Source organism: Streptomyces sp. NPDC001450, from assembly GCF_053597295.1.
Window position 1 is genome coordinate 212475 of sequence record NZ_JBSFHY010000012.1, and the last position, 17768, is coordinate 230242.

The window sequence follows — 17768 nt, forward strand, 5'->3', positions numbered from 1 at the left end:
GGAGCGATGTCGTGTTCACTCAGGGCTGTAAACATCAAAACCCCCCGTTCCGTTCCGTATCCTGTGCCCGCTCATTCCCGGTCTGTTCGCCCGCAAGCTCCCTCAGAAGCAGTGCGAGTACGCTCCGTACACTCTCCATACGAATTTCCGCACGGTCGCCGTTCAACCGCAGGGCCGCCACTTTTCCGCCACCGGCAGAACCGGAGTCGGAGGTGAGCGGTCCGTCGACGGCCACGAAGACCGTCCCGACGGGCTTGCCGTCCTGCGGTTCGGGCCCGGCGACCCCGGTCGTCGCGATACCCCAGTCGGCTCCCAGGGCCTTGCGGACCCCGGCCGCCATCTGGGCCGCGACCTGCGGATCCACCGCCCCATGCGCCGCCAGCAGAGTGGCGTCGACCCCGAGCAGCTCGTGCTTCAGCCCGGTGGCGTAGGCGGTGACCGAACCCCGGAAGACCTTGGACGCCCCGGGGACGGCCGTGATCTCCGCCGCGACGAGGCCACCGGTGAGCGACTCCGCGACGGCGAGGCTCTCGCCCCTCACGGTCAGTAGTCGCACCAGTTCGGTGGCCGGGGAACTCACGCTTCCTTCTCCTCCAACGCGGCCGCGCGCTCGGCGATTCCCTGCCGGCGCAGCACAATGGCTTGTCTCACGTAGTCGAGGCCGGTGACGACGGTGAGGACGACCGCCACGGCCATCACCCAGAACCTCAGGGTGGCCAGCCACCCCGTCAGTGCCAGGACGTACATCCCGACGGCCACGCCCTGGGTGAGCGTCTTGAGCTTGCCGCCCCGGCTCGCGGGGATCACGCCGTAGCGAATGACCAGAAAACGCATCAGCGTGATGCCGAGTTCCCGGCCGAGGATCACGGCCGTCACCCACCACGGCAGATCGCCCAGGGCGGACAGACAGATGAGCGCCGCCCCCATGATCGCCTTGTCGGCGATGGGGTCGGCGATCTTCCCGAAGTCGGTGACCAGGTTGTAGGTGCGTGCCAGATGCCCGTCGAACAGGTCGGTGATCATGGCGACGGCGAAGGCCGCCCAGGCCAGCGAGCGCCAGGCCGGGTCGTAACCGCCGTCCGCCAGCATCAGCGCCACGAAACCGGGCACCAGCACCAGCCGGAGCATGGTCAGCAGATTGGCGACGTTCCACAGGCTGGCCTGGTTGACGGCCGCGGCCGCGATCTTCGCGCCGCGCGCGGGCTTCACATCTTCGGCAGCGGAGTCGGAAGCAGAACCGGAGACCTCGGAAACAGCGCCGTCGGCAGCGGCGGCGGAACCCTGCGCGCCCTGCGCGCCGGAGGAGCCGCCCGCGGCGGATGCCGGGACTCCGGTCATCTGCCCGCCTCCTCACTACACGCGAGCGAGCCGGTCAGCGGCTCGGCAACCAGGTCGACACCTTCCGTACCGACCACCTTCGCCTCGACCATACGTCCGACGCTCAGGCCCTCGCCGCTCGTCAGCAGCACCTGGCCGTCCGTCTCCGGCGCCTGGTGCGCGGCACGGCCGTACACGCCCTCCTCCTCGTCCACGGACTCCACGAGGACGCGCACGGTCTCGCCGACACGCTCCTCGGCGCGCTGCGAGACGAGATCCTCGGCGAGCCGGGAGATACGGGCCAGGCGCTCGGCGACGACGTCCTCGTCGAGCTTGTTCTCGTACGTCGCCGCCTCCGTGCCCTCCTCGTCGGAGTAGCCGAAGACACCGATGGCGTCCAGCCGGGCGCCGTTCAGGAAGCGCTCCAGCTCGGCCAGGTCCGACTCGCTCTCGCCGGGGAAGCCGACGATGAAGTTGGAGCGCACGCCGGCCTCGGGGGCCTTGCCGCGGATGGTGTCCAGCAGCTCCAGGAAGCGGTCGGTGTCGCCGAAGCGGCGCATGGCGCGCAGCACGTCGGGCGCGGAGTGCTGGAAGGACAGGTCGAAGTAGGGGACGACCTTCGGGGTGGACGTCAGGACGTCGATCAGGCCGGGGCGCATCTCGGCCGGCTGGAGGTAGCTCACCCGCACCCGCTCGATGCCGTCGACCTCGGCCAGCTCCGGCAGCAGGGACTCCAGCAGGCGGATGTCGCCCAGGTCCTTGCCGTAGGAGGTGTTGTTCTCGGAGACCAGCATGATCTCCTTCGCGCCCTGCTCGGCCAGCCACCGCGTCTCGTTCAGCACGTCGCTCGGACGGCGGGAGATGAAGGAGCCGCGGAAGGACGGGATGGCGCAGAAGGAGCAGCGCCGGTCGCAGCCGGAGGCGAGCTTGACCGAGGCGACCGGGGAGCCGTCCAGGCGGCGGCGCAGGGGCGCACGGGGGCCGGAGGCGGGCGCGACCCCCTCCGGGAGGTCGGACGGGCCGTGGCCGGGCAGCGCGACGGAGGCGGCCGACTCCTGCCGCTCGGCCGGGCTGATCGGCAGCAGCTTGCGCCGGTCACGCGGGGTGTGGGAGGCGTGGATGCCGCCGGACAGGATGGTCTGCAGGCGGTCGGAGATGTCGGCGTAGTCGTCGAAGCCGAGCACGCCGTCGGCCTCGGGCAGCGCCTCGGCGAGTTCCCTGCCGTACCGCTCGGCCATGCAGCCCACCGCCACGACGGCCTGGGTTCTGCCGTGGTCCTTGAGGTCGTTGGCCTCCAGCAGGGCGTCGACGGAGTCCTTCTTGGCGGCTTCGACGAAGCCACAGGTGTTGACCACGGCGACGTCGGCGTCCGCGGCGTCCTCGACGAGCTGCCAGCCGTCCGCCTCCAAACGGCCTGCGAGCTCCTCCGAGTCCACCTCGTTACGGGCGCAGCCAAGAGTGACGAGAGCGACGGTACGGCGTTCAGGCATGGGCTCAAGACTACTTCGTCTGTCCGACACCCCACGTCGAAGGGGTTGGCCGATCTTGGCCAACCCCTTCGTGTCGCTCCCCCAAGGGCCCGTCATCCGGCCTCGGGGTCGCCCTTCGTGTACGTGAGGCGTTCCACAGCGCCCGGCTGGAAGTTGTCCTCGATCTTCTTTCCGTTGACGTAGAGCTGGATCGCGCCGGCGTCACCGAGGATAAGGTTGATCTTGGAGCTGTCCTGGAAGGTCTTGGACTCGCCCTTCTTCAGCAGCCCGTCGAAGAGCATCCGGCCGTTGTGGTCCTTGGCGGAGATCCAGCTTCGCCCGCCCGCCGCACTGACCTGGACGGTCACCTTGTCCTGCGGGGCGGCCGCGATTGCGCTGTCGGACGCCTCGGAGGTCGGTGCGCCGGGCTTGTCCTTCTTGGGCGTGGGCGAGGCGGCCTTGCTGGGCGTGGGCGAGGTGGCGCCGTCGGCCACCTGCGACTTGGCGTCGCTCCCGCTGTCGCCGCCCTTGAAGGCGGTGAACCCGACGAAGCCGACGACGGCGACGATCGCGGCGACCATGGCCGCGGTCCAGTTGGGCCCGCGTCGCTCGGGGCGGATACGTTCCGCCTCGAACAGGGGCGCCGCCGGAGTGGGTGCGGGCCGCCCGCCGTGCGCGGCGTCGTACTGCGCGACCAGCGATGCGGGGTCGAGGTGTACGGCCCTGGCCAGCGTGCGGATGTGCCCACGGGCGTACACGTCGCCGCCGCAGGGGGCGAAGTCGTCCGCCTCGATGGCGTGCACGATGGCGACACGGACACGAGTGGCACTGCTGACGTCGTCGACGGTGAGCCCGGCCTCGATACGTGCCTGCTTCAGGGCGCGTCCCACGGAGGGACGGGCTTCCTCGGACACGTCCTGGAACGGACGCTCGTCTTCAGGGGAGTTGCCGATGGACACGGGGGCGCCTTTCGAGCGTGTGAGCCACCTGTGCTGGAGGTTCAGTCTAGGGGGGTGCGAAAGAGTGGGGCGACCGGGCGGTGCGATTTGTACGCCATCGGAAAGGCCGCTCATCCCAACGGCGGGCCAGACGCAAAGCCCACAGGGAGCCCCGAACCTGTCCTCTCGCTCAACTTGACGTGCGACAAAGGGAAACGGTTGCTCGCGGTTCACTAACGGGTGGATCACGGTCGTGCCGCCACCCGGCGTAAACCCGACACGCCGGGCGGCCCGCTGACCTACCCGTCAGACTCCCCGCGAATCAGCGCGAGCACGCCGTCCAGTTCGTCAGGTTTCACAAGAACGTCACGTGCCTTGGAGCCCTCGCTGGGCCCGACGATGTTCCGGGACTCCATCAGGTCCATGAGCCGCCCGGCCTTGGCGAAGCCCACGCGCAGCTTGCGCTGGAGCATGGACGTCGACCCGAACTGGGTGGAGACCACCAGCTCGGCCGCCTGGCACAGCAGGTCGAGGTCGTCGCCGATGTCCTCGTCGATCTCCTTCTTCTGCTTGGTGCCCACGGTGACGTCGTCCCGGAAGACCGGTGCCATCTGGTCCTTGCAGTGCTGCACGACGACCGCGACCTCGGCCTCGGTCACGAACGCGCCCTGCATACGGGTCGGCTTGTTCGCGCCCATCGGCAGGAACAGCCCGTCGCCCTTGCCGATGAGCTTCTCGGCGCCGGGCTGGTCGAGGATGACCCGGGAGTCGGCGAGCGAGGAGGTCGCGAACGCCAGCCGGGAGGGCACGTTGGCCTTGATCAGGCCGGTGACCACGTCGACCGACGGGCGCTGGGTGGCGAGCACCAGGTGGATGCCGGCCGCGCGCGCGAGCTGCGTGATGCGCACGATCGCGTCCTCGACGTCCCGCGGCGCGACCATCATCAGGTCGGCCAGCTCGTCCACGATCACCAGCAGGTACGGGTACGGCTGCAGCTCGCGCTCGCTGCCCTCGGGCAGCTTCACCTTGCCGTCGCGGATGGCCTGGTTGAAGTCGTCGATGTGGCGGAAGCCGAACGCGGCCAGGTCGTCGTAGCGCAGGTCCATCTCGCGTACGACCCACTGCAGCGCCTCGGCGGCCCGCTTGGGGTTGGTGATGATCGGCGTGATCAGGTGCGGGATGCCCTCGTACGCGGTCAGCTCGACGCGCTTGGGGTCGACCAGGATCATCCGGACGTCCTCCGGAGTCGCCCGCATCATGACCGAGGTGATCAGGCAGTTGATGCACGAGGACTTGCCGGAACCGGTCGCACCGGCCACGAGCATGTGCGGCATCTTCGCCAGCGAGTGCATCACGTACCCGCCCTCGACGTCCTTGCCGAAGGCGACCAGCATCGGGTCGTCGTCCTCGGCGGACTCCGCGAGGCGCAGCACGTCACCGAGGTTGACCATCTCCCGGTCGGTGTTCGGGATCTCGATGCCGACCGCGGACTTGCCCGGGATGGGGCTGATGATCCGCACGTCCGGGCTGGCCACGGCGTACGCGATGTTCTTGGTCAGCGCGGTGATCCGCTCCACCTTCACGGCGGGGCCGAGCTGGACCTCGTAGCGGGTGACCGTCGGGCCCCGGGTGAACCCGGTGACGTCGGCGTCCACCTTGAACTCGGAGAAGACGTTGCGCAGGGCGTTGACGATCGCGTCGTTCGCCTCACTGCGGGCCTTGCCGGGGCCTCCGCGGGTGAGGAGGTCCAGCGACGGCAGCGCGTAGGTGATGTCCCCGGAGAGCTGGAGCTGCTCCGCGCGCGCGGGCAGGTCTCGGGGCTCCTCGGGGGCCGCCTTCGTGAGGTCGGGGACGCTCGCGACCTCCAGCTTCTCCTGCTTGGGCCGCGCGGCCGGAACCGGCGCCGGCGTGGGCTCCGGCGACGGCGCGGGTACCGGTGTGGTCTCCTCGCGGTCGCCCACGCTCACGCCCTGGGTGAGGTCGGCGACGAGCGGGGACGGCGGCATGCCGTGCAGGACGGCACCGTCGAGGGCGGCAGCGGCCGCGGCCGCGACGTCCACCGCGTCCATCTGGCGCTGCAGATCGGGCTGGGGTACCGCGGAGCGCCTGGGGCGACCGCGGCGCTGCGAGAGGGCCTCCTCCTCGGCGCTGTCGGGGTCGTACGCCTTGGGGGCGCTCCTGCGCTTGCGAGGGCGCGCGGGCAGCGACTCGCGCCACTGCTCCTCATAGCGCGCCTCGTCATCGGAGGGCTCGTACTCCTCCGGGTCGGGCACCAGGCCCAGGCGCACGCCGAGCGCGCGCAGCCGCTGCGGGATGGCGTTGACCGGGGTGGCGGTCACCACCAGCAGACCGAAGATCGTCAGCAGCACCAGCAGCGGTACGGCGAGCACCTCGCTCATGGTGTACGTCAGCGGGGTCGCCGCCGCCCAGCCGATGAGACCGCCGGCGTCCCTTATGGCCTGCATGCCGTCGCCGCGGGCGGGCGAGCCGCACGCGATGTGGACCTGGCCGAGCACGCCGATGACAAGCGCGGACAGACCGATCACGATCCGGCCGTTGGCCTCCGGCTTCTCCGGGTGCCGGATGAACCGTACGGCGATCACCGCGAGCAGTATCGGCACCAGCAGGTCGAGCCGGCCGAAGGCGCCGGTGACCAGGATCTCCACCAGGTCGCCGACGGGACCTCGCAGATCGGCCCACGTACCGGCGGCGACGATCAGCGCGACGCCGAAGAGCAGCAGCGCGACGCCGTCCTTGCGGTGGGCCGGGTCGAGGTTCTTCGCGCCTTGCCCTATGCCCCGGAAGACGGCGCCGACCGCGTGCGCGAGACCGAGCCAGACGGCGCGCACGAGCCGGTACACACCCCCCGTGGGATTCGGTGCCGGCTTGGGGGGCGCGGCCTTCTTCGCCGGGGTCTTCTTGGCGGGCGCCTTCTTGGCCGGGGCCTTCTTCGCTGCGGCCTTCTTCGCCGGAGCCTTCGCGGGAGCGGCCGCCTTCTTCGCGGGCTGCTTCTTGGCTGCGGAGGGACGTGAGGCCATGGGTGTGAGGTTACCGGGGGAGACGACAGTGGACACGCGTGCCCACTGCTTCACCCGTTCGTGTCGCCCTTGCCGGGGCGCGGAGCTGACGGACGCTCATGGGCAACTGCGCCCCCGGCATTCGTCAGTTCTGCGTCGGCACCGACGTGGCGCCGCTGCCCGCGCCGGGCTCCAGGGCGTCGAGCGCGCGGCGCAACCCGGTGAGTTTGCGTTCCAGATGGGCGGCCGTGGCCACCGCGGCCGCGTCCGCGGACTCGTCGTCCAGCTGCTTGGACAGCGCCTCCGCCTGCTCCTCGACGGCCGCGAGCCGCGCGGACAGCTCGGCGAGCAGCCCGGCCGACTCCTTGCCGCCGACCGCGCCCTTGCCACCGCCCTCCAACTGGAGCCGCAGCAGAGCCGCCTGCTCCCGCAGCTGGCAGTTCTTCATGTACAGCTCGACGAAGACGGACACCTTCGCGCGCAGCACCCACGGGTCGAACGGCTTGGAGATGTAGTCGACCGCGCCCGCCGCATAGCCCCGGAAGGTGTGGTGGGGGCCGTGGTTGATCGCGGTGAGGAAGATGATCGGGATGTCCCGGGTCCGCTCCCGCCGCTTGATGTGCGCGGCGGTCTCGAAACCGTCCATGCCCGGCATCTGGACATCCAGCAGAATGACCGCGAAGTCGTCCGTGAGCAGTGCTTTGAGCGCTTCCTCCCCGGACGATGCCCGCACCAGTGTCTGATCGAGCGCAGAGAGGATGGCCTCCAGCGCCAGCAGATTCTCCGGCCGGTCATCGACCAGGAGGATCTTGGCCTTCTGCACCATGGCCCGCCCTCCTCGCCCCGGCGGTACACCGGGCGCCGCCCCAGGGGACGACTCCCTTTCGCCGCCCGTCCTTGTGCCGGTCATCGTAGCCGCACCCCGCCTGTCGCCACACCCTGTCACCGCGATGTCACTGTGCACGCAACGGAAACGCGGCGAGAGACCGGAAAGTTCCCGGAATCCGGGATTCCCGCACGCCCCCGGCCCCCTCGGAACGACAACTCCATATACACACCCAGGGTTCCCGCACCGTTCACATCCGCGCTGGTCACCCCGTCACTCCTCACGCATCCACTGCCGCATGACCGCCAGCAGATGGTCCGGATCGACCGGCTTCGTCACGTAGTCGGAGGCCCCCGACTCGATCGCCTTCTCCCGGTCGCCCTTCATCGCCTTCGCGGTCAGCGCGATGATCGGCAGCCCGGCGAACTGCGGCATCCTGCGGATCGCCGTGGTCGTCGCATACCCGTCCATCTCGGGCATCATGATGTCCATCAGCACGACCGCCACGTCGTCGTGCTGCTCCAGCACCTCGATGCCCTCGCGGCCGTTCTCGGCGTACAACACCGACAGCCCGTGCTGCTCCAGGACGCTGGTGAGCGCGAACACGTTGCGGATGTCGTCGTCGACGATCAGCACCTTCTCGCCTCCGAACCGCATCGCGCGGGCCGGCTGCGGCGTGCTCTCCAGCTCGCCGACCGTCGCCCACTGCTCGGGCCGCTGCTCGGCCGGCAGCAGGCTACGGCGGCGGCGCCGGAAGAGCGCGGCGGCGCCGTTCTGCGTCTCCTGGTACGACTTCACCTCCGCCGGCGTCTCGATCTCCACGGCGGACAGCTCCGACGACGGCTCGGCCGCGGAGGCGACCAGCTCGCCGGCCGCCAGCGGGGTCACCGACTGCTGGTAGCCCTGTGGCGGCAGCTCGCTCGGGTGCAGCGGAAGGTACAGCGTGAACGTCGAGCCGCGGCCCGGCTCGCTCTGCGCGTGGATCTCACCGCCGAGCAGCTGCGCGATCTCCCTCGAGATCGACAGGCCGAGGCCCGTGCCGCCGTACTTGCGGCTGGTCGTGCCGTCCGCCTGCTTGAACGCCTCGAAAATCACCCGCATCTTGCCGGCCGCGATACCGATACCGGTGTCGGTCACCGAGAACGCGATCAGCGGCGCGTCCGGATCACCGAGCGAGCCGGCCTCCAGCAACTGCTCACGGATGACCTGCGGCACACCGGCACCGGCGGGCCGGATCACCAGCTCCACCGACCCGGAGTCGGTGAACTTCACCGCGTTCGACAGCAGGTTCCGCAGCACCTGCAGCAGCCGCTGCTCGTCGGTGTGCAGGGTCGCGGGCAGCTCCGGGGAGACCCGCACGGACAGGTCCAGGCCCTTCTCCGCGGTCAACGGCCGGAAAGTGGCCTCCACGTAGTCCACGAGCTGGACGAGCGCGATACGCGTCGGGGAGACGTCCATCTTGCCCGCCTCGACCTTCGACAGGTCGAGGATGTCGTTGATCAGCTGGAGCAGATCGGAGCCCGCGCCGTGGATGGTCTCGGCGAACTCCACCTGCTTCGGGGTGAGGTTGGTGTCCGCGTTGTCGGCGAGCAGCTTGGCCAGGATCAGCAGCGAGTTGAGCGGCGTACGCAGCTCGTGCGACATGTTGGCGAGGAACTCGCTCTTGTAGCGCATCGACACCGCGAGCTGCTCGGCGCGCTCCTCCAGGACCTGCCGGGCCTCCTCGATCTCGGTGTTCTTCACCTCGATGTCCCGGTTCTGCCGGGCCAGCAGCTCGGCCTTCTCCTCCAGTTCGGCGTTGGAGGCCTGCAGCGCCTTCTGCCGGTTCTCCAACTCCGCCGACCGCTCACGGAGTTGCTCGGTCAGCTCCTGCGACTGCTTCAGCAGCTGCTCGGTCTTGGTGTTGACCGAGATGGTGTTGACGCTGGTCGCGATCATCTCGGCGATCTGGTTGAGGAAGTCCTTCTGGATCTGCGTGAACGGCGTGAACGACGCCAGCTCGATCACGCCGAGCACCTTGCCCTCGAAGAGGACCGGCAACACGATCACCTGCGCGGGCGGGGCCTCGCCGAGCCCGGAGGAGATCTTCAGATAGCCGCTCGGCGCGTTCTCGACCAGGATCGTGCGCTTCTCCTTGGCGGCCGTGCCGATCAGCGCCTCACCCGGCCGGAACGACGTCGGCATGGAGCCCATCGAGTAGCCGTACGAGCCGAGCATCCGCAGCTCGTAGCGGTCCTCGGCGTCGCCGCTGAGGTCCTGGCCCTCCATCAGCGGCATCGTCAGGAAGAACGCGCCGTGCTGCGCGGAGACCACCGGTGTCAACTCGCTCATGATGAGCGACGCCACGTCCTCGAGGTCCCGGCGGCCCTGCATCAGCGCGGAGATGCGGGCGAGGTTGCCCTTGAGCCAGTCCTGCTCCTTGTTGGCGATCGTGGTGTCGCGCAGGTTGGCGATCATCTTGTTGATGTAGTCCTGCAGTTCCTGGATCTCGCCGGACGCGTCAACGTCGATCTTCAGGTTCAGGTCGCCGCGGGTCACCGCGGTCGCCACGCGCGCGATGGCGCGCACCTGCCGGGTCAGGTTCCCGGCCATCTCGTTCACCGACTCGGTGAGATCCCGCCAGGTGCCGTCGACGTCACGCACGCGTGCCTGACCGCCGAGCTGTCCCTCGGTCCCCACCTCGCGGGCGACCCGGGTGACCTCCTCGGCGAAGCTGGACAGCTGGTCGACCATCGTGTTGATCGTCGTCTTGAGTTCGAGGATCTCACCGCGGGCGTCGATGTCGATCTTCTTCGTCAGGTCACCCTTGGCGATGGCCGTGGTCACCATGGCGATGTTGCGCACCTGACCGGTCAGGTTGGACGCCATCTGGTTCACGGACTCGGTGAGGTCCTTCCACGTACCGGCCACACCCGGTACGTGCGCCTGACCGCCCAGGATGCCGTCCGTGCCCACCTCACGGGCCACCTTGGTGACCTGGTCGGCGAACGAACTCAGCGTCTTCACCATCGTGTTGAAGGTGTCGGCGAGCTGCGCCACCTCACCGCTCGCCTCGATCGTCACCTGACGCGTCAGGTCACCGTTGGCGACGGCCGCGGCCACCTGGGAGATGTTGCGCACCTGCATGGTCAGGTTGTTGGCCATCAGGTTGACGTTGTTGCTCAGGTCCTTCCAGATGCCCGTGACACCCGGAACGTGCGCCTGGCCGCCCAGGATGCCCTCGGTACCCACCTCACGGGCCACCCGGGTCACCTGCTCGGCGAAGCTGGACAGCTGGTCGACCATCGTGTTGACGGTCGTGACGAGTTCGAGGATCTCGCCCTTCGCGTCAACGGTGATCTTCTTGGACAGGTCGCCCTTGGCGACCGCGGTCGTGACCTCGGCGATGTTGCGCACCTGGATGGTCAGGTTGTTCGCCATGAAGTTCACGGACTGCGTGAGGTCCTTCCAGGTGCCGGAGACGCCCTGGACCTCGGCCTGACCGCCGAGGATGCCCTCCGTGCCCACCTCACGGGCCACACGCGTGACCTCCTGGGCGAACGACGACAGCTGGTCGACCATCGTGTTCAGCGTGTTCTTCAGCTCCAGGATCTCCCCGCGCGCGTCCACGGTGATCTTCTGGGAGAGGTCACCGCGGGCCACGGCGGTGGCGACCTGAGCGATGTTGCGCACCTGGGCGGTGAGGTTTCCGGCCATGCCGTTCACGGAGTCGGTGAGGTCCCGCCACACACCGGCCACGCCCGGCACCTGCGCCTGACCGCCGAGCCGGCCCTCGGTACCCACGTCCCGGGCGACCCGGGTCACCTGGTCCGCGAAGGCGGAGAGCTGGTCGACCATCGTGTTGATGGTGTTCTTCAGCTCGAGGATCTCCCCGCGCGCGTCGACGTCGATCTTCTGCGAGAGGTCACCGTTGGCCACCGCCGTCGTCACCTGGGCGATGTTGCGCACCTGCGAGGTGAGGTTTCCGGCCATGAAGTTGACGGAGTCCGTCAACTCCTTCCAGGTGCCCGAGACACCGTCCACCCGGGCCTGACCGCCCAGCCGGCCCTCCGTACCCACGTCCCGGGCCATCCGCGTGACCTGGTCCGCGAACGAGGACAGCTGGTCCACCATCGTGTTCACGGTGTTCTTCAGCTGGAGCATCTCGCCGGAGACGTCCACGGTGACCTTCTGCGACAGGTCACCGTTGGCCACCGCCGTCGTCACCTGGGCGATGTTGCGCACCTGACCGGTCAGGTTGCGGAACGCCGTGTTGACGGAGTCCGTCAGGTCCTTCCAGGTACCGGCCGCGCCCGACACCTGCGCCTGGCCGCCCAGTTCACCCTCGACGCCGATCTCCCGCGCGACCCGCGTCACCTCGGCACCGAACGCCGACAGCTGGTCCACCATGCCGTTGACGGTGTTCTTCAGCTCCAGCATCTCGCCGGCCACGTCCACGGTGACCTTCTGCGACAGGTCACCGCTCGCCACGGCGGTCGTCACCGCGGCGATGTCCCTCACCTGTGTGGTCAGATTCCGGAACACCGTGTTGACGGAGTCCGTCAGGTCCTTCCACGTACCGGCCGCGCCCGGCACGTTCGCCTGCCCGCCGAGCCGTCCTTCCCCACCGACCTCGTTGGCCACACGCGTGACCTCGTCCGCGAAGATCCGCAGCGTCTCGGTCATCTGGTTGATCGTCTCGGCGAGCTGAGCGACCTCGCCACGCGCCGGAACCGTCACCTTCTGCGACAGGTCACCGTTCGCCACCGCCGTCGTGACCTGGGAGATCCCCCGCACCTGCGCGGTCAGGTTGCCCGCCATCGTGTTGACGGAGTCGGTCAGCTCCTTCCATACGCCGGCCACCCCGGGCACCTGCGCCTGGCCGCCCAGGATGCCCTCGGTGCCCACCTCACGGGCCACCCGGGTCACCTCGGAGGAGAAGGAAGACAGCTGCTCCACCATCGTGTTGACGGTGTTCTTCAGCTCCAGCATCTCGCCGGCGACATGGACGGTGACCTTGCGTGACAGATCACCCCGCGCGACCGCGGTCGTCACGAGAGCGATGTCCCGCACCTGAGCGGTGAGCCGGTTCGCCATCGTGTTGACGGACTCGGTCAGGTCCTTCCACGAACCGGACATACCGCGTACCCGGGCCTGGCCGCCGAGCTTGCCCTCGGTGCCGACCTCACTGGCCACGCGCGTGACCTCGTCGGTGAACGTCGACAGCTGGTCGACCAGATTGTTGACGGTACGGCCGACCTTCAGGAACTCGCCCCGCAGCGGATGCCCGGTGCCGTCGGGCGCCTGGGTGCGCAGATCCATCCGCGGCGACAGATCACCCTCGGCGACCGCCGTCAGGACCCGGCTGACCTCCGAGACGGGCCAGACGAGATCGTCGACCAGCGCGTTGGAGTTGTCGATCGCGGCCGCCCACGAGCCCTGGCAGGCGCCTGTTTCCAGCCGTTCCGTGAGCTTTCCCTCACGCCCGACCATCCGCCGTACCCGCGACAGCTCACCGGTCAGGTGCAGATTCCGGTCGGCCACCTCGTTGAAGACCGCAGCGATCTCCGACATCACGCCGTCGCCGGACACCGTGAGCCGCTTGCGGAAGTTGCCGTCGCGCATCGACACGAGGGCCGCCAGCAGCCGGTTCAGGGCGGCCGTGTCCACCACGGTGGTACCGCCGTTCCTGCCCAGGGACGGTCCGCCCTTCGCGCGCGTCTTCGTGCCCCGCGCCGCTGCGCCAGACTCCACTGTGTCCCTCCCGAAGGGGTAGACCATCACTGCCGTGCTCACCGCGTCGGCCCGGAAGGCCGATCACCCGGCTTACCGGATAATTCCGCGTACCCGTTACTGCTCGGTATTTCTGCCAGACGAGATCCGGCCACACCAGGGGCTGCTGCCCGCTGTACACGGAACACACGCAGCATGGGCGGACCTTCACCAGAAGCTTGCCCAGTGTTTCACCCTGGCCGAACCAGGCCATAACAGTTCGGCAGCTTCGCACACCGTCCGCACACCCTGGGGGCGTAAACACCGGCGACCGGCATCCGCTCGGAGGGCGAAGGTAAGTAACCTTGCATGCGGCTGTCCAGCCACACCGGTCCGACCGGCCTGGGCGGTGGCACGAGCACGAGCGGGCATCGGAGGGGCGGCCGCAGACCATGACCACCGGACTGATCCCCGGGGGACATCCCCCGGAGCCACGGCCGACGGGCGAGCGGATGCCGCAGCAGCGGCGCGAGCCGGCCGGCCACGCTGCCCTGCACGTCGACAACCGGCCGAGGAGTTCTGTGATCACCGCGCGCGCGGCCGCCAGTTTCGAGCCCGTCGGACGATCTGTCGCGACCGCCCGGTCCTTCGTCCGAGACACCCTCCAGGGCTGGGGCTTCGCCGACGTCGTCGACGACGCGGTGGTCCTCACCAGCGAACTGGTGACCAACGCGGTGGTACACGCGGGCACACACGCGGAAGTGCTGTGCCTGCGTACCGAGGACGGCGTGCGCATCGAGGTCTCGGACCGCTACCCGGAGCGCGAAGTCCCCCTCCAGGCCTCGCCGGCCTCCATGGGCAGCCCCGACCGCGAGGGCGGACGCGGCCTGCAGCTGTGCGCGGCCCTGGCCGCCCGCTGGGGCGTGGACTACACCCCCACCCACAAGAACGTCTGGTTCCATCTCGACCTGCCCGAGCGTCCGGTCGGCACCCGCGCCGCCGGCCCCTCCCTCCCCGCCGACCTCCTCCCGCTCGCCGACGGCCGGGTGCGCGTCGCGGTCCTCCAGATCGACCGGAAGGGCTCCATCAGCGCCTGGAACGAGGACGCGGAGGACCTGTTCGGCTACCCGGCCCCCGAGGTCATCGGCAAGCCCCTCACCGACCTCGCCGCCTGGCCGCACACCCCGGGCACCGGCACCGGCATCGCCGAGGCTCTCCAGCTCTCACGCTGGGAGGGCAGTTACGGCGTCCGCGGTTCCGACGGCCGAGTGGCCCGGGTCTACGCCTCCCATCTCAGGGTCCGCGACACCGGCGGCGAACCCTCCACCGTGTGCCTCCTGGTACGGGACCACGAACGCGCGGTCCTGCAGACTCCGTTGCGCGTCCCCACCACCGACCAGACAACCGGCTCCGACGGCCAGAGCAGCGACCCCTTCGAGGTGTTCATCGGCTCCCCCGCCCCGGACGACCTCGACGGCCTGTTGCAGCGCACGGTCGAGCGGGCCCGCGACATGCTCGACGGCGACTCCGCGTTCCTGCTCCTCGCCACCGACGACGAGACCGAGTTGGAGGTCCGTGCCTCCACCGGCCTGCCCTCCGCCCGCCAGCGCTTCGCCCGCGTGCCCGTCGAGGCCGGCCCCGGCCGCTACGGCTCCGCGCGCATGCCCGCCGTCCACGACGACCTCAGCGCCGTACCCGGCGCCGTACCGCTGCTGGCCGGCACCGGCATGCGCTCGGTCGTCACGGTCCCGCTGAAGGTCGAGGGCCGCCTCACGGGCTCCCTCGGCGTGGCGGCCGAGGCGCCCGGCCGGTACTCCAACGAGGAGGCGCTGCGCCTGCAGTTCGCCGCCGACCGCATCGCCCTGGCGGTGGAGTCGGCCCGCCTCGGCGAGCTGGAGCGGCTACGCCGCGGCTCCCTGAGCTTCCTGGTCGAGGCCTCCGACCTGCTGGCCGGCACCCTGGACCGCGACCAGACCCTGGCCCTGATGGCCCAGATGACCGTCCCGACACTGGCCACCTGGTGTGCCGTCTACACGATCGCCGACCAGGCCTCCGAGCCGTACCTGTCGTACGTGCTGCACGAGGACGAGGAACTCATCGACGGCATCAAGTCGTTGCTGTCGAAGATCCCCCCGCCCGACCCGGTACCCACGCCCGGTGCCCGCGTCTGGACCGCCCCCGGCGAGGCCGCCCACGACGCCGCCCTGCGCAGCTCGATGCGCAGCCTCGGCCTGACCGGCGGCCCGATCCACCAGGTCGCCTCGGGCATCGGCCCGACGCTCGCGACGGCCTCCGCCGTCGGCGGCGAGACGGTCGTCCTGCCGCTCGTCGCCCGCAACCGCGTCATCGGCATGCTGACCCTGGGCAAGCCCACCGACGAGCACTTCCGGCAGGAGATCCTCGAACTGGCCGAGGACCTCAGCCGCCGGGCCGCCCTCGCCCTGGACAACGCCCGGCTGTACTCGGAACGCACAGCCATCAGCCAGTCCCTCCAGCGCAGCCTGCTCCCGCCCGGCCTGCCGCACATCAACGGCGTCGAGGTCGAGGTCATCTACCGCGCGGCCGGCGAGGGCAACGAGGTCGGTGGCGACTTCTACGACCTCTTCCCGATCGGCAACGGCGCCTACGGCTTCGCCATCGGCGACGTCTGCGGTACGGGCCCGAACGCGGCGGCGGTCACGGGCCTGGCGCGGCACGCGCTGCGCCTGCTGGCCCGCGAGGGCCTGTCCGGCCCGGCAGTCCTCGAGCGCCTGAACTCCGCGATCCTCGACGAGGGCGACCGCAGCCGCTTCCTGACGCTGCTGTACGGCGAGTTGCGGCCCCAGGAGGACGGCAGCGCCGAGCTGAAGGTGGTCTGCGCCGGGCACCCGCTCCCGCTGCGCCTGCGCCAGGACGGAACGGTGGCGGCCGCTGCCGAACCCCAGCCGCTGCTCGGCGTCATCGAGGACCTGGAGCTGTACGAGGAGACGGTCACCCTCGACCCCGGTGACGTCCTCCTCTGCGTCACGGACGGCGTCACCGAACGCCGCGAGGGCACGCGCATGCTGGGCGACGACGGCCTCGCCGACGTCCTCACCGCCTGCACGGGCCTCACCGCGGGCGCGGTCGCTGCACGCGTCATGCGCGCCGTGGAACGCTTCGCGTCCGATGCCCCGTCCGACGACATGGCGATCCTGGCGATGCGGGTCCCGGGGCTTCACAAGGACTGAGGCCCTCGGGCCCCGGGCCCGCGCGGGTCCCACCCGCACATACGACGAAGGCCTCGCCCGATAGGGCGAGGCCTTCATTGCTGAGCCCCCAAACGGAATCGAACCGTTGACCTTCTCCTTACCATGGAGACGCTCTGCCGACTGAGCTATAGGGGCCTTGTCGCTTTCGAGGTTTCCCTCGCGGCGACAGGAAAAGAATACCCTGAACAGGGCCGTTTCCCAAATTCGTTCGGTGCCCGTTCAGAAGGCGGGCTGGAGCAGGCCACCAAGGGCGTTGCAGGCAGAGACGATCCGCTGCATCTCACGCTTCGTCAGCGAGGCGTCCACGGGCAGCGCGAGCGTCTCGTCCGCGGCCCGCTCGGTCTCCGGCAGAGCCACACAGCGCCGGAACTCGGGCAGCCGGTGCACAGGCGTCTTCACGGGAACACGGCACTCAACTCCCCTGGCCCGCAGGGCCCGGGCGAACGCATCGCGGTCGGGCCGGCCATTGCCCGGCACCCGCACCACGTACTGCTGGTAGGTGTGTCCGTCGCCCCCGTCCGGCGTGCTCACGCCCTTCAGCTTCGCGTCGAGATAGGCGGCCCGCTCCCTGCGCTGCGCCATCTCGTCGTACGGCGCCTCGGACTCACCCTGTTCCAGCACGAGCAGCCCGTGCCGCTGTCCGACCTCGTGCAGCCGCGTGATGTCCGCGCGCCGACCGAACCGGTGGACGGCAACGACCGTGACGGTTCGAGGAGTTACGGCCGCTTCCACAGCCGAGGGGTCGAGGCAGTAGGTGATCGGATCTATGTCGGCGAACACCGGAAGCGCACCCGTCAGGGTCACGGCCTCGGCCACTTCGACGTTCCCGAAGGCCGGTACGACGACCTCGTCACCGACTCCGACGCCGGCGGCCCTGAGCATTGCAGCAGTACCCATGTGCTGGATGCTCGGCGCGCAACGTGAACGACACGTTAAGCAGAACGTAAAAAGGTCGGACCCTGAACCGAAGTTCAGGATCCGACCTTTTCAATATTTGTTCGGCGGCGTCCTACTCTCCCACAGGGTCCCCCCTGCAGTACCATCGGCGCTGTGAGGCTTAGCTTCCGGGTTCGGAATGTAACCGGGCGTTTCCCTCACGCTATGACCACCGAAACACTATGAAACAATCAACAACCGAAGGCTGTTCGTGGTTTCAGAACCAACACAGTGGACGCGAGCAACTGAGGACAAGCCCTCGGCCTATTAGTACCGGTCACCTCCACCAGTTACCTGGCTTCCAGATCCGGCCTATCAACCCAGTCGTCTACTGGGAGCCTTAC

The 17768-nt window shown here is 69.3% G+C and carries 9 protein-coding genes, 1 tRNA gene and 2 rRNA genes; 1 reads left to right on the forward strand and 11 read right to left on the reverse strand.

The genetic code is table 11. The features are described 5' to 3' along the window. Positions 1–34: 34 nt before the first annotated feature. The 7 genes from ACWC5O_RS16225 to ACWC5O_RS16255 all read right to left on the reverse strand — a co-directional run bounded on the left by ACWC5O_RS16225 (position 35) and on the right by ACWC5O_RS16255 (position 13300). Positions 35–580, reverse strand: a complete 546-nt coding sequence (locus tag ACWC5O_RS16225; RefSeq protein WP_450586820.1) for a CinA family protein — start codon at positions 578–580, stop codon at positions 35–37. Further along, entirely contained in the window at positions 577–1338 is a 762-nt protein-coding gene (gene pgsA / locus ACWC5O_RS16230) for a CDP-diacylglycerol--glycerol-3-phosphate 3-phosphatidyltransferase (RefSeq protein WP_450586818.1), read from the reverse strand. Before pgsA ends, ACWC5O_RS16225 begins: the two co-directional genes overlap by 4 nt. Continuing rightward, positions 1335–2807, reverse strand: a complete 1473-nt coding sequence (gene rimO, locus ACWC5O_RS16235; RefSeq protein WP_450586816.1) for a 30S ribosomal protein S12 methylthiotransferase RimO — start codon at positions 2805–2807, stop codon at positions 1335–1337. Before rimO ends, pgsA begins: the two co-directional genes overlap by 4 nt. Positions 2808–2899: 92 nt before the next feature. Next, the gene (locus ACWC5O_RS16240) at positions 2900–3745 is read right to left on the reverse strand and encodes a helix-turn-helix domain-containing protein (RefSeq protein WP_450586814.1); all 846 of its coding nucleotides are present in this window, start codon (positions 3743–3745) and stop codon (positions 2900–2902) included. Positions 3746–4023: 278 nt separating this feature from the next. Next, positions 4024–6762 (reverse strand): DNA translocase FtsK, encoded by a 2739-nt coding sequence (locus ACWC5O_RS16245; protein ID WP_450586812.1) that lies wholly within the window; start codon positions 6760–6762, stop codon positions 4024–4026. 124 nt (positions 6763–6886) lie between these two features. Beyond that, entirely contained in the window at positions 6887–7567 is a 681-nt protein-coding gene (locus tag ACWC5O_RS16250) for a response regulator (RefSeq protein ID WP_450586811.1), read from the reverse strand. A 273-nt stretch (positions 7568–7840) separates the two neighbouring features. Next, entirely contained in the window at positions 7841–13300 is a 5460-nt protein-coding gene (locus ACWC5O_RS16255; protein ID WP_450586809.1) for a HAMP domain-containing protein, read from the reverse strand. A 410-nt stretch (positions 13301–13710) separates the two neighbouring features. Between ACWC5O_RS16255 and ACWC5O_RS16260 the strand changes: the two genes are divergently transcribed. Beyond that, complete coding sequence (locus ACWC5O_RS16260) at positions 13711–16467, forward strand: SpoIIE family protein phosphatase (RefSeq protein WP_450586807.1); 2757 nt, start codon at positions 13711–13713, stop codon at positions 16465–16467. A gap of 83 nt (positions 16468–16550) precedes the next feature. Here the strand turns inward: ACWC5O_RS16260 and ACWC5O_RS16265 are convergent. From ACWC5O_RS16265 to ACWC5O_RS16280, 4 genes are all read right to left on the reverse strand, one after another. Then, positions 16551–16623: transfer RNA gene (locus ACWC5O_RS16265), tRNA-Thr, on the reverse strand. Between the two features lie 84 nt (positions 16624–16707). Next, a complete protein-coding gene (locus tag ACWC5O_RS16270) occupies positions 16708–17370 on the reverse strand; it encodes a DegT/DnrJ/EryC1/StrS family aminotransferase (protein WP_450587116.1) in 663 nt (220 codons plus the stop codon). Positions 17371–17484: 114 nt separating this feature from the next. After that, positions 17485–17601: ribosomal RNA gene (rrf, locus tag ACWC5O_RS16275) — 5S ribosomal RNA — on the reverse strand. Between the two features lie 70 nt (positions 17602–17671). After that, a 23S ribosomal RNA gene (locus tag ACWC5O_RS16280) occupies positions 17672–17768 on the reverse strand; the annotation flags it as partial.

Coding starts and splice junctions, on each gene's coding strand:
- ACWC5O_RS16270 (WP_450587116.1), bottom strand. CDS start 17,370: ATGCTCAGGGCCGCCGGCGTCGGAGTCGGTGACGAGGTCGTCGTACCG.
- ACWC5O_RS16250 (WP_450586811.1), bottom strand. CDS start 7,567: ATGGTGCAGAAGGCCAAGATCCTCCTGGTCGATGACCGGCCGGAGAAT.
- ACWC5O_RS16245 (WP_450586812.1), bottom strand. CDS start 6,762: ATGGCCTCACGTCCCTCCGCAGCCAAGAAGCAGCCCGCGAAGAAGGCG.
- ACWC5O_RS16260 (WP_450586807.1), top strand. CDS start 13,711: ATGACCACCGGACTGATCCCCGGGGGACATCCCCCGGAGCCACGGCCG.
- rimO (WP_450586816.1), bottom strand. CDS start 2,807: ATGCCTGAACGCCGTACCGTCGCTCTCGTCACTCTTGGCTGCGCCCGT.
- pgsA (WP_450586818.1), bottom strand. CDS start 1,338: ATGACCGGAGTCCCGGCATCCGCCGCGGGCGGCTCCTCCGGCGCGCAG.